The following is a 12,444-nucleotide window of genomic DNA, read 5'->3' on the forward strand; positions in this document are numbered from 1 at the left end:
GAGCCGCCGCGGGGGGTGGGGGTCTGTCTGTGTGTGTCTGCTCTTGTTGGGGGGGGGGGGGGGGGCTCCCCCCCCCCCCCCCCTCCCCTATGCCATGTGCCCCGCCCTCGCTGGACTCCACTACGGCAAACTTCACGTTCAACTTTGAGTGAGACTTGCAGTTTAACTGCGACCCTGAAAGGGTGGTGATCCCGCAACCGACACCAGGAGACGCCGAATGCCTGCCGAGTACGCCACCCGGAGCCGGATCACCATCGACCGTGGCCGCGCCGAGGCCGCCCTCGACTTCGATCGAGCGGCCGGAAAGGGGAAGGTCCGCGCCGCCGCCGTCCGTCGCCTCGCGGCCGTCTATCGGGTAGAGGCCCGCCACCCGTACAGGACCCTGCATTACAACCCGGCCGGTTCTGACGCTCCCCTGCCGACGCCCGACGAGCTGCACCTCGACGTGTCCGGCGACCCCGAGCGCGTCGCCCGCTACCTGTCCGCCGTCCCGCGCTACCTCGCCCGCGTCGAGGCCCTCGCCACCAAGGCCGCCCGCACCTACGGCCGGTGGGCCCGCAGCGTGGCCGGTGAGGAGGCCCTCGAATACACGGATGCCGGCGGGCGCCGCGCGTACGCCCGCCGGTTCCGCGTCGAGGCGTTCGCGGCCGTCGCGGACGCTTTCGGGATCTCCTCCCTTCCCCGGTACGTCGACCCGGCCGCACCGATGTGGGATCAGGCCGCCCGCATCGCATGGGACGTCGTCAAGGCCGAGGGCCCGGTGTCCCTGTACGCGATGCACGACGAGGCCGAGGCCGAGGAGCTCCTCGCCGCCGCGGACCGCACCCCGGACCCGGCCGCCGAGGCGTTCGAGCGTGAGCTCGCCGAGCTGCGAGCCGCTGAGCGTCGCCGCAGCGCTCGCCTGTTCGCCGCCCTCGACGGTGAGGAGCTCCCGGCGGACGAGGCGCCGGTCGAGGAGGCCGCGGCCGAGGACGTCGTCGAGGACCAGGAGGGCGAGGAGCTCCCCGCCGTCGAGCTCACTCCGGTACAGCGCCGTTGGCTGCACACCGCTGCCGCGCACCCTGAGGGTTACCTCCCCGCGGCTGTGAACCTGCGGACCGCGCGCGGGCTGGGGGCGGCCGGGCTGATCGCGTGGACGCGCCCCCAGGGCCGTACGGTGCCTGTGGCCGAGGCGGTGTGGAAGCTCGACGCGGGAGAGGTCCGGATCACCGCGGCGGGCCGCCGCCGGGCGGCGGCCGAGGAGCGCGAGCGCGTCGTGATCGTGGCGTGCGGGGGCCGGAAGGCGGTGTATGCCGACGGCATCCGCAAGGGCGAGCCGGTGATCGGCGCGCGGGCCGGTGAGCTGTACGTGGGTAGCTACCACCGGGCGATGCGCCGGGCGGCCGACGTCCTCACCCAGGGCGGCCGGTCCGGGCGGGTGCTGATCCTGTCGGCCAAGTACGGGCTTGTCAAGCTCGACCGTCACCTCTTGAACTACGACCTTCGGGCCGGTGATCCGGGCACAGTCGACGGCGAGACCCTGCGCCGGCAGGCGCACGAGCTCGGGATCTCGGGCGCGGCCGTGACGGTGCTCGGCGGCCGGGCGTACGTCGAGCTCGCCGGGGAGGTCTGGGACGACGTCGCCGCTCCGCTCGCAGGCGCACGGGGGATTGGCGAGCAACTCGCCCGGCTCGCCGCCATCTATGACCCGACCCGCGCGGACGACTTCGTCGAGGCGGTAGGCACCGCGACTCGGGACGTCGTCGAGAGCCAGGTCCAGGAGGACGCGGGGTCCCTCGGGTTCACCGCCTCGGTGCGGCCGGTCGAGCTGGTCCCTTCGGCCTGTCAAAAGGTCCCGCGTCCCGTCGCCGGCTGCCACCTCGTGCGGCAGGGCGACGTCTGCCGCGCCACGCAAGGGCGGCATGGGACAGCCCCCACAACCAACCGAACCTGGTTCGGTGCCGCGATTTTCCGCGGAAAATCGCGGCGCCTGACCGGCACAGCGAAGCGCCGCGCGTCGATCTTCTGGGATGCTGTCTCGGTCCATCACGCCAACTCGGCGCGGCGGACCTCCGGAGTACCGGGGCGCAACGCCTCGGGAAGCCTACGGACAGAACGGAACATCATCCATGCAGTCATCTGTACTTGTCGTCTCGACAGACCCCCAGGGCTCAGCCGTCGACTGGGCGAAGAGGGTGGGCGACAAACTCCCCTTCGACTTCATGGCCGCGCATCACGAGGCCGACAAGCTCGCGAAGTTGAAGGACACGGGGGCGAAGATCCACGTCGTCGCCAACCAGAAGGGCGGCGTGGGGAAGACCACCACCACCGTCAACCTCGCGGCGTGCACGTACTCGGTCCTCGGTGAAACCGAAGGGTACGAACACATCTTCATCGACACACCGGGCACCCTGGCGGATCAGGAAATCCTCGACCGGGCCCTCGAAATCGCGGACGACGTCCTCGTGCCGATGATCACTGAGCCCCTCTGTTTCAACCCCACGGCCAGGACCATCAAGAACGTGATTGAGCCTCTGGGCATCCCGTACCGGGTGCTCATCAACGGGTGGGACCCGCGCGACGGCACAGCGGACCTCGATGACACCAAGGCGTACATCGAGCGGAAGCAGTGGCCCATGACGCGGACGGTCGTACGCAGGTACAAGATCCACTCTCGCGCCATCGCAGAGGGCACCGTCGTGACGCACTACAAGGAAAGCGGAACGGCCTACCGGGCGCGGGAAGACTTCTTCCGTCTTTCCCTTGAGCTTGGTTACGGAGGGCGCTGATGGCCGGTCGCCTTGTCTCCTTCGCCGATATGGCAGACGACGAGGTCGCGGACGAGCCGGGCGTCACCCCTGGCCCCCCGGCCCGTTGGATCGCTACCGACCGGTGTCTACCTAACCCGCGCAACCCACGGGACGAACTCGGTGACCTGTCGGACCTCGCAGGCATCAAGGCAAGGCAGCTCCAAAGCTGCCTTGCCATCACTCCCAGGGCGTACCTACGACTCTGGCCGGAGGACCGGGAGCGCCTCGGCGCCGGACCGGACGACGTTGTCATCATCAACGGCAACCGCCGTCAGGCCGCTGCCAAGAAGTACGGACGCGACGAGCTCCTCGTCGTTGTCGACGACGGCATTGCGACGTCGAGGGCGTCGGTTCTTCGCGCAGCGTACGACGAGAACACCGGCCGCAAGGACTTCGACCCGATCGAAGAGGCCAAGGCCGTTATGGAGATCGTCGCCCAGTACCCGACGGCGAAGGAGGCCGCGGAGGCTGAGGGATGGTCTCAGCCTTGGATCTCGCAGCGTAAGAACCTGCTGAAGCTCCACCCCGAGCTACAGCAGGAGGTACGCGCCAAGGCGAGCGGCGGTGAGGGTCTCTCCATCAACGTTGCTCGACGCCTCGGGTCGGTAAAGGGCATCAGCGACATGGGTATCCGCGAGCAGCGGCAGGCTCTCGCTGATCTACTGGCCGACGATGCCGCGGCAAGTAAGGCCCGCAAGGAGGCCCGGCGCAAGGTTCGCGAAGAGGTCGCGCCGCCGAGTGCCCCCGAGGCTCCGCCCTCGGAGTCGACGGACGGACCCGAGACCTCGACGGGTGAGGAATTTTCCGCGGAAAATCCGCCCGGTGCGCCGGTACCCGAACCACGGTCCGAGAGCTCTCCGCCGGCGAGCGCTGCGAGAGCGACCGAGGCCGGGAACGCGGGCGCCGAGGCCGACGCCGAGATGTCCGCATGGCTCATGCCCGAGGAGGCAGTCCGGCACCTATCGAGTCTGTTCATCGAGCGCGCCACAGCCACCGGCCGCACGCCTGAAGAAGTCATGAGGGAGACTCTCGACCGACTACGACAGGAAGCGGCGGACTCCTCGTCCTGACGCCGACCCACCAGCACGCCGACAGCCCCGGAGCTCCCGAGCCCCGGGGCTGTGGCATGTCCGCCATGCCGGAAGCCACCAAACGCGAGCGGCCCACGGCGGCCCCGTGCATACCTCCCAGGGTGCGGCGGGTCCCTCTGCCCGGCATCGCGGCGGCCGGTCACCGAACCCGCCACAGTCACCGGCGTCGACCGTGCACCCCCGGCCGAACCCGGCCGAGGCTCAGGGCGGGGCCGGGGAATGGGGCGGCCTATGTCGACGAGGAGACCGTCGGGGATACCGTCGCGCATCCACCGCTCAACCGTCGAGGAGATCAAACTCGCACGGCCATGCAGGAGAGGCCCGCCAGCTTCGCCCATGATGCGCGCCGCGGCCTCTGCCCCGACGGGTAGGCCCACGTACGCCCACCCCGGGGTGCGCCATGTGGGATCGAGGGCGGCCCCGTCCATGCCCGCACACCAGGCGTGCGCCTCCTGCTGCATCCATGGGTCCCACGCCCAGCCCGGCAAGTGCACCGCCGGCGGCCCTCGCCCAGGACAACCCGCCACCCGTGCACCGAGCCCGCCACGGCAAGGGCTTTCCCGCCCGTTCCGGCTGCGATAGAGAGGAGAAAGTCCAGGTCAGACCGAACCCGCCATTCCGTGCACCCCCTTGCCCACCGAACCCGCCATTCCGTGCACCCCCTGCGCACCGAGCCCGCCAAACGGTGCACCCCCTTGCCACCTGGGCCTATGTGCTCTGCTCATTGTTTGTGAGCTGGGGACATACGACCCTGTCACCGGTCCCGGCGGGACGCGAACGGATTTCAGGCAGCGGAAGGCCCCCGCCGCAAGCTGCGGCGGGGGCCGGTGTTCAGAGAGTCCTCACCAACTGGGGTCGATCCCATCCTCTAGGTCGGCCATGTTTGCGGGCTCCCGGTCGTAGTCGTCAGGGGCACCGCAGGTGCAGACATCGCCCTCGTAGAGGTCCCGCTCGCACTCTCCGTTGCGGTGGGGGCCCTCGGACCGCTCCAGCCTGCTGGGGGCCCACCGCGGGGCGGACACGGGCGGGGGCGAGCCTTCGAGCTCGGCGCGGATGCACTCGAACGAACGGCCCTCCCAACCCTCGCATGTCTCACAACCGCGCCCGCCGGGGCCGGTCCCGGGACAGTCGTACATGTGCATCTCAGGGTCCTCGTAGTAGCCGAGGGGCCCACGCCTCACGAGGGCTGCGCGTTGGCGAGGTCCGAGGCCGAGGACCAGTCGGCGGCCGTCGGCTGCGAGTCGTGGTCAACCACTAGCACCCGGGAGGGCCGCCCGAGCTCGGTCTCGCCGGGCCCGTCGTCGTAACTAACGGGGGGTGCACCGAGAGAGTCGAGGTCCCCCTCGGGGCCGTCGTCGAAATAGTCGGGCGCCTCCTCCTGGTCCTCGTTGGCGAGGCGGTCCTCATCCTCCTGACCCTCGTCGCCGTAGTAGTGATCCTCGGGGGTGGGGTAGTCGTCGGGGTCGAGGTCGTGCTCGTCCTCGTCACCCTCGCCGGGGGTGCGATCGGGGAAGTTGGGGTGTCGAATCCCGCTGTAGATCACGGTCACGCGGTCCTCGCCCATGACTCCGGTGTACCGCTCGCCGTCGACCTCCTCCCGGTTGCGGACCTCGCCCCACGGGAGGCCAGGAAGCATGACCGTGGTCTCGAACCGTTCCCCGCACCCGTCGCATTCGTGGACGTCGTACCAGGCCGTGAGCTCGAACATCGAGCCCGGGTGGCGGTCGACGTGAACCATGCGCCCCGTGCACGGGGGTTCGTAGTCCTCCTCTGCGCACGGCGCCCCGTGGTGGCAGTTCCGTCCGGAGCATCGACACGGCTTGGCGGGATCGGTCTCGGGCCGCCACACGGCCTCGGCGTGGGCCCGCTGCGCCGGGGTGGCATCGGAGGGGAGCGCGCGGACGCCGAGCTCCTCGGCGGTGATGCCGAGCGCGGCCTCGGCCGAGGTCGGTTCGAGCACGTACGCGACGGCGGCCGGTACGGGCGCCGGCGGTTCGGTGGCGGGTTCGGCTGCGGCCCTCACACGGTTGAGCGCTTCCTGATACCCGATGCCCTCGGCGGCCTGGAGCTCCCGCGCGGCCTTCTGGTGGGCGTTGCGCCTTGGCATGGCGTCCTTCCCCATCCGGGCCTCGGTCCCCACGCCACCCGCCCGGACTGTGGGACGGATCGTCAGCTCACGTCATCGCCCGGTATCCCGTGGGACCTTCGTACCGTCGGTGCCTCGGCGCGGCGTGGGCGCGCGGGCGGCGGTAGGGGCGGCGGTGTCTGCCCTGGGGAGACCGTAGCGCACCGCGCAGACAGTCGGCTGACGATCCGTCGAGCGCCCTACTTTCCGAGCAGGCCGGTACACCCGGGGAAGGCCACCCATCGGCAGCTCGGGGCGCGGCCGTCGCAGCGCGGGCAAACGGTCGTGGTCGACGTGAGCGGCAGGCCGTAGACCCACATCAGGCACGACGGCGCACGGAACAGGTGGTGATCTGTCGGGGGCTGATGGAGGCCGGGGAGGCGGTTCCATCGGCGCTCGGCGGTGGTGCGCCCCGGTACGCGGCCCGCGGGTTCCGGGCGGTGCTGCTCAAGCCAGTAGTTCAGCGGTGCGCGCTCCCGCCGGCTGATTACTCCGGTGGGGGCGATGAGTCGGCCGACTTCCTCGATCCACTTCTCGGGCGAGGCGCCCGGCTTCCGGCGCCGCTCCTCCCATGTCCACATGGAATCGGCGAGGGTGATGGTCTCGGGGTAGACAACGACGGGCGCGGCCCGGCGGCGGTGGCGGGAGAGGCCGAGGGCGTCCTCACGCTCTCGCCATGTCTGGGCGGCCACCTGCCCACTGACCCACCACCAGAGCATGACCTGATGGGCGTCGGCGGCGAGGGCGTCACCGGTCGGCCCGAGGCGGTGCACGAGCGCGCGGTGTCGCAGCAGTGCCCGGCCGAGGTCCGGAAGGGGGGCGGTGTCGACGAGGTACCCGCCGTCATCACTGGCCATCCAGCGTCGGCCGCATCCGCACGGCCGCCACCGGCGCCCGTCTGGCGTGAGCCACGCCCCGGGTTCCATGCACAGGGGGCAGGCGGGCAGGGGAGTTGCGCCGAGCTCGTCGGGCCACGGCTCGATGTGCACGGCCTTGCCGCCGGCGGTGCGCTCGGGGGAGAGGCCGGGGAGCGCGCGGGCGAGCTGGTCGGCGTCGCGGTCCACCAGGAGCGCGAGGCGGTCGAGGGCCTGGGCGGGAAGGGTGACCTCCTCGCGCTGCGGTGCGAGGCCGTCGTCGGGGAGCTCGTGTCCGCCGCCGAGGGCGTCGAGGAGGCGGGGGAGCGGTAGGCCGTTGGCGTGGGCGGTGCGGGTGAGGTACGAGGCGGTTGTCTCGCCGTGGATCAGCGGGACGCGAATGGGGAGGTCCCTCGGTGTGAGGGGTGCGAGTGCTGCGCCGGTCATGTCGGCACGGTGCCATAGGCGGGGGTCGAGGGGGGTCGGGTTCGGTCGGTGCTCACCCTGCCGTGCGCGCCGGGGCGGGGCGGGCTCGGGGGCTCGATCCGGCGAGGGGTGTCTCGTTTTTGATGTGCTCCTGTCAAGTTTCGGTATCGACGGGTTGCGCTACCGGCCGGGGCCCGGCCGGGCCGGCGGGGCGGCCCGCGGCCCCCGCACTCGGGCCCGGACCCCTGTCGCGTGGCCTGTCGCGCCCCCTGTCGCGTGGCGTCCTGTCGTGCGCTGTGACCTGGGAAAACACCCCCGCACCCCCACCCCTGAGCGCGACGCGACAGGGGGCCCGAGACAGGCGCCCCCGCGAGTCCCCCGACGGCCGCCACCGCTGCCGCCCGGCCTGCCGGGACGGCCATGCACCAGGTCCGGCCCTCCGCCGGGGCCGTCGCCTCGACCGCCACCGGGCCCACCGCCTCGACGGCCGGACGCGGCCGAGGCAGCGCGAGCGGCGGCGCCGGGCGGGCGCCGGGACGGTACAGGGCATCGGCGTACGCGCGCGCTCGGGTCTCCCACTCGTCGACGTCCAGCGCTCGCCCGATCACCGCCGCCGCCACCATGGGGCACACCGCGTCGGCCGCCTGCTGCGCGTTGTTGCGGATGCCCGCGCCGCGCCCGACGTGGCGCCACGGGTAGGCGGACGGGAAGCCGACGAGTCGACCGATCGTCGCTTGGTCGAGGCGCTCGCCGCTCTCCTCGTCCTTCCACCCGTACGCGGTGGCCGTGATGCACGGCGACGGCTTGTCCGCGCTGAACGCGTTCCCGCCCTTCGGTCGTCCGGTGCGCGGGTCTGTCCGCTCGGCCACGGTCACGCACTCGACGAACGCGGGGTGTCCGGCCGCCGCCGCGTGCGCGGCGGCGTCCTCGTCGTCCTCCTGGTCCTCGTCCTCGCTCGCCGTCGCGGTGAGCTCGTCCGCCGGCGGGGCGGCCGGGGTGGCGACGCCGGGCACGGCGCCGCCCTCGCTCTCCCAGGCGTCGACCGCGCCGGGGTCGCTGATCACGTCGCCCAGGGGGGCGACCGTCTCCTTTGACGCGTCCGCGTCAAGTTCCTGGGAAAACCCCCCCTTACCCCCGGAAAGGCTGTCGCCCGTTGACGCGTTCTCATCAAGCTCTCCGGAGTGCTCGGGGTGATTCGCCGGCGACGCGTCCGCCTCACCGGGGTTGGTCACGGTCTGCCCGTCCCGCGTGCGCGAAAGGATCTGGTCGTACCGCGCCTTGGTGTCGGTAATGGTGTGCACGTTCCGCAACGTGACCGTCTTGGCGTTCGCGCGCACCACCACATAGGTGGCCGTGTAGATCTTGCGGGCCTCGACGACGTCGCCCCGCTGAAAGTCGCCCCGCTCCCACGGACGGGAACGCCCGTGCACGATCTCGGCCAGCTCGGCCGCCGCGCGCGCCTTCCGTGCGGCACTCTCCGCGCGGTCCGCCTCGGCCCCCGCCTCGATGGCCCGACGCGTCGCAGCATCCCCCCGGGCCCGGTCCCGCAGCGCACCCCGTGCGGAGTGGTGATTCATCAGGATGGGCTGACCGCCCGCGAATCGGCCGTAGTGCACATCAGCCGCACCCTGGAGCGCCCCGGCCCGTCGCCGCGCCGCCTCGGCGCGCTCCTCGGCCTCCTCGGCCCGTCGCCACGCCTGCCGGACCTCCCGCCGCTTCCTTGACGTGACCTCGTCAAGTTCCGAGGAAATCCCCCCTTCCCCGCCGGGGATGGGTGTCGCGCTTGACGTGTCCGCGTCAAATTCTCCGGGATTCGCCGGCCTCGAAGCGGCTTCCGCCACGGCACCCCCCTTGATCTCCTCCACCGAAACGTTCGACGTCATGCCGCTACCGGCCGGAAACTCGGCCGTCTCGGCCGGTCCCTCCCACCCCGGGCGGGTGATGCGCAGCAGGAACGTCGAGGGCTGAGGCCGCACGGGCCCAGCCACCGCGCACGCTTCCGGCGCACGCTCCGCGCACTCCTGAGCCGACGGCGCGTCGAGCCCGAACCAGCGCGCGACGGCGAGAGCGTCGCGAGCGGCCCAACGGGCCGTGTCGACGTCCCCCCGCGCGTACGCGGACTCTGCGCGCTCTGCGCACTGCTCTGCCTCACGGACGGCACCCCGGGCACTGTCGTACTGCTCATCCGTCAACCCGTCCCAATCAATGCGCTGAGCGAACTCACGGACTGTGTCCAGAGCAGCGCGCGCCATGCCGACCGACACGGCCGTCCGCGCGTTCTCCTCCGCCTTCTCTGCCGCCCGCTCCGCATGGATGCCGTACACGCGCGCCGTCTCGGCCGCCGCCCGCAGCACCGCCGCCGGACGCTCCGCGATCACGTACGCGATAGCGGCCACCGTGACCTCCCCCCACGTACCGCGCACGTCCCCCGTCGGAAGGGTCACGGTGTGGCCGCCCCCCGACTCGAAGTGGAAGCGGAACGGGAACCGCTCACCACACACGGACAGTTCCGACAGCAGGTCGGACCGCCGGAACTCTCCCTCGTAACGGTCACCCAGGGACCGCGCTTCCATCGCTTCCGGCCACTCCTCGGCCGCCTTACGGGCACGCTCGACGTCCGCCGCACCCTGGGTAGCGACCGGAGCAGCGTCCGCCGCCTCGCCCTCCCACACGTCCACTTCGTCAATGGGGGTGGCCACTTCAAACAGGCCGTCGCTCGCGCACTCTGGGGCGATAACGGTCACGTCCGCCTGCCAACGCGGCACCCGACCGTCACTGTCCATCGGCCCCATGGGGAACACCACATGCGCGTAAGCAGTCTTCCGGCGAGACCCCGTGTAGAGCGGCACGGCCACCGCCTCATCCCGGCGCGCCCGCCGGCCGTCAACGGTCGCCACGATGACGGCCGTAGCCTCCCCCGGGTTGTAGGACGAGTGGTTACGGTTCCAGTCGCCACCCTGCACACGGGTCGCCCACACCTGCCCCGTGTAGCGGACGCCGTCCACCGTCCACGCGAGCATGGACCCCGGGGCGTAGTCCTTGGGCTCGAACGCCCTACGCGGCGCAGGCTTGCCCGACCACATCTGAACCTTCGCAGGCTTGAACACGGCCGGAGACTCGGCACGGTTACGAATCCCGTCCGCGAACTGGCGCGCCTTCGCCGCGAAACCGGCCTTGGCTTCGTCGGGTGCCTCATCCGGCACCGTGCTCAGCGTGAGCGCACACCGACCGTCCGCCGACTCGATCCGCATCCGCGCGCCGTTCCCGGTCACGTACGCGCGCCCCGCGGCACCCGAGGCCACCAGACGTCGCGCGTTGTCCGGGGTGCCCTCCGGCGCCGTCTCCGGGGTCTGCCCCCGCCCGTGCTCGCCGTTCAGGATGTCCATGCGGACGCTCGCCGCAAGGGCGCTCATGTGGTCGGCCGACGCAACGCGCCCGTTCCCGTCCACCACATCCCAACGCGACGGGCGCGCACCGACGCCCCACATGCCACCCGGAATCTTCCGCTCACGCACGCTGTACGGGCCCACGAACGGCGCATCAGCCGCCGCCGGAGCATCCGCGGCCGACTCGCCCGGAGCGTCCGTCACAGGCGCAGACTCCGCCTTACGCGCGCCCCCAACGGCCTTGCGCTCCTGCTCCTCCGCGCTCACCTCAGCAGCGGGACGGAACGGCGTGGCCACGACCACGGGCGCGTCATGGCGCATAGCGACATCCGCAGACCAACGGATCCCGTGCTCAGGCTTCACCGCGTACGCCACAGCGTGTGTACCCGAACGGCCGTCAGACACGATCGTGAAACCGTCGCGCGCCACATCGGACGGGTTGATAACGGCGCCGCACGAGCACTCGTAGCCGTACCCGCCCCTGGTAGCGCTGTGAATCTGACGGCGGCAGACCCCCGCCTTACGCTGCCCGTAGCGGGTCACGGCGTACCGGCCGTTGTGGCGGACCGGTTCCAGGATCACCAGCCCGTCCGGGCACACATCCGCGATGTTCTTCCGCGCGTACGTCGACACCGGGCCCCGCGTCTTGTAACCCTCCCGCCCCGGAATGACCCACCGACCGTCAAGGGTCACCAGGGAGAACCGCTCAGTGGCCGGGCAGTACACGGAGTACGCAACCGCACGCCGAGTCACACTCTGGCCCTGACGCTTCGGGTACAGCTCAGAGTCAGCCGCAAGGATCGTGTGCGCGTCCGTCAGACCGTGCCCGGACATCGCATTAAGGGCGGGAGTAGTGATCATCGGGCGGTTCGTCATGTGGCGCCTTCCTGGTGGGAGTCCGGTCCACCGCGACTTGTCCGCGGCGGTTGGTGTGGTCCCCACTCTAAGACACTTGCAGCTCAACTGCAAGTTGAGCTGCAAGTTAGGTTGCGGCCATGTCGGGGTGGGTGACCGAACCCGCCACCGCCGCACGCCCCTTGACCGCCGAACCCGCCACCGCCGCGCACCCCTCGACGACCGCCGACCGGCCGCGCGCCCCCGCTCGATCGAGGTAGATCGCCAGCGGTACGCCCGGAAGGGCCCTGAGCGGCCGTCAGGCGCTCTAACTCACGCCCGCCGGACCCTGGAGCCGGGCTCAACATTTCGATGCCCCCACGGGCCCCCTGTGGTGTTTGCGCTGGTCAGTGCGACCTGTGGAAAAGGGGTGCACGGTTTGGCGGTTACGGTTCTGACCAGCGGAAACGCGCCCAAATGGCCTCCCGTGGACGGGAGTTGGTAAGGGGTGAAACTTTGGAAGTGTCCCTTACTCGAACATACTGTTGGAAATCGTTTTCAAATGACTGACTGTCAGAACACCTGTCACCGCAGGTAGATCCCGAACCCGCCAAACGGTGCACCCCCCTCCGAGTGTTCGATTTCCAGGATGTGGAAAAAGGGTGCACGGTTTGGCGGTTACGGTGAGCGCTCCGGGGAAGGGTTGAGAGCGGAAAATGATCGAAAATGCCGGGTGACCTGGGCAAACGGCGTTGTCCACAGGGGTGCACGGTTTGGCGGGTTCCACCTAGTTCCCTCACTCAATCCGCAGACGAAGACGTGATAACCAAAAACACAAAAAAACCCCACAAAACACCCCCCCGCGCCAGCGGGGAAAACACGCGACGAGGCGAGGTAAAAAAAAAACAAACACAACACAACCAAAAAACAACAACAAAC

At 70.5% G+C, this 12,444-nt stretch carries 6 protein-coding genes; 3 read left to right on the forward strand and 3 right to left on the reverse strand.

From position 1 onward, the window contains the following. Nucleotides 1-217 precede the first annotated feature (217 nt). Genes ACFVGY_RS30750 through ACFVGY_RS30760 form a run of 3 tightly spaced genes read left to right on the forward strand, consistent with a single transcriptional unit; the run spans nt 218 to nt 3,859 of the window. Nucleotides 218-2,347 carry a DUF6884 domain-containing protein gene (locus ACFVGY_RS30750; protein ID WP_385683447.1) on the forward strand — a complete coding sequence of 710 codons (2,130 nt, stop codon included), beginning with the start codon at nt 218-220 and terminating at the stop codon, nt 2,345-2,347. Next, nucleotides 2,289-2,768: a ParA family protein gene (locus ACFVGY_RS30755; RefSeq protein ID WP_385683450.1), complete on the forward strand. Its 480-nt coding sequence runs from the start codon at nt 2,289-2,291 to the stop codon at nt 2,766-2,768. The genes ACFVGY_RS30750 and ACFVGY_RS30755 overlap by 59 nt, the downstream gene beginning before the upstream one ends. Continuing rightward, entirely contained in the window at nt 2,768-3,859 is a 1,092-nt protein-coding gene (locus ACFVGY_RS30760; RefSeq protein WP_385683453.1) for a ParB/RepB/Spo0J family partition protein, read from the forward strand. The genes ACFVGY_RS30755 and ACFVGY_RS30760 overlap by 1 nt, the downstream gene beginning before the upstream one ends. A 1,198-nt stretch (nt 3,860-5,057) precedes the next feature. Here ACFVGY_RS30760 and ACFVGY_RS30765 read toward each other — a convergent pair. From ACFVGY_RS30765 to ACFVGY_RS30775, 3 genes are all read right to left on the reverse strand, one after another. Continuing rightward, entirely contained in the window at nt 5,058-5,987 is a 930-nt protein-coding gene (locus ACFVGY_RS30765; RefSeq protein ID WP_385683456.1) for a hypothetical protein, read from the reverse strand. A 218-nt stretch (nt 5,988-6,205) separates the two neighbouring features. Beyond that, nucleotides 6,206-7,306 (reverse strand): TniQ family protein, encoded by a 1,101-nt coding sequence (locus ACFVGY_RS30770; RefSeq protein ID WP_385683459.1) that lies wholly within the window; start codon nt 7,304-7,306, stop codon nt 6,206-6,208. Next, nucleotides 7,303-11,547, reverse strand: a complete 4,245-nt coding sequence (locus ACFVGY_RS30775) for a DUF3560 domain-containing protein (RefSeq protein ID WP_385683461.1) — start codon at nt 11,545-11,547, stop codon at nt 7,303-7,305. The genes ACFVGY_RS30770 and ACFVGY_RS30775 overlap by 4 nt, the downstream gene beginning before the upstream one ends. Between the last annotated feature and the right edge of the window lie 897 nt (nt 11,548-12,444).

This window comes from Streptomyces sp. NPDC127106, from assembly GCF_042677605.1.
GTDB lineage: Bacteria > Actinomycetota > Actinomycetes > Streptomycetales > Streptomycetaceae > Streptomyces.

Excerpts from the sequence above, each read along its gene's own strand:
- ACFVGY_RS30770 (WP_385683459.1), bottom strand. The coding sequence starts at position 7,306 with ATGACCGGCGCAGCACTCGCACCCCTCACACCGAGGGACCTCCCCATT.
- ACFVGY_RS30760 (WP_385683453.1), top strand. The coding sequence starts at position 2,768 with ATGGCCGGTCGCCTTGTCTCCTTCGCCGATATGGCAGACGACGAGGTC.
- ACFVGY_RS30750 (WP_385683447.1), top strand. The coding sequence starts at position 218 with ATGCCTGCCGAGTACGCCACCCGGAGCCGGATCACCATCGACCGTGGC.
- ACFVGY_RS30765 (WP_385683456.1), bottom strand. The coding sequence starts at position 5,987 with ATGCCAAGGCGCAACGCCCACCAGAAGGCCGCGCGGGAGCTCCAGGCC.
- ACFVGY_RS30775 (WP_385683461.1), bottom strand. The coding sequence starts at position 11,547 with ATGACGAACCGCCCGATGATCACTACTCCCGCCCTTAATGCGATGTCC.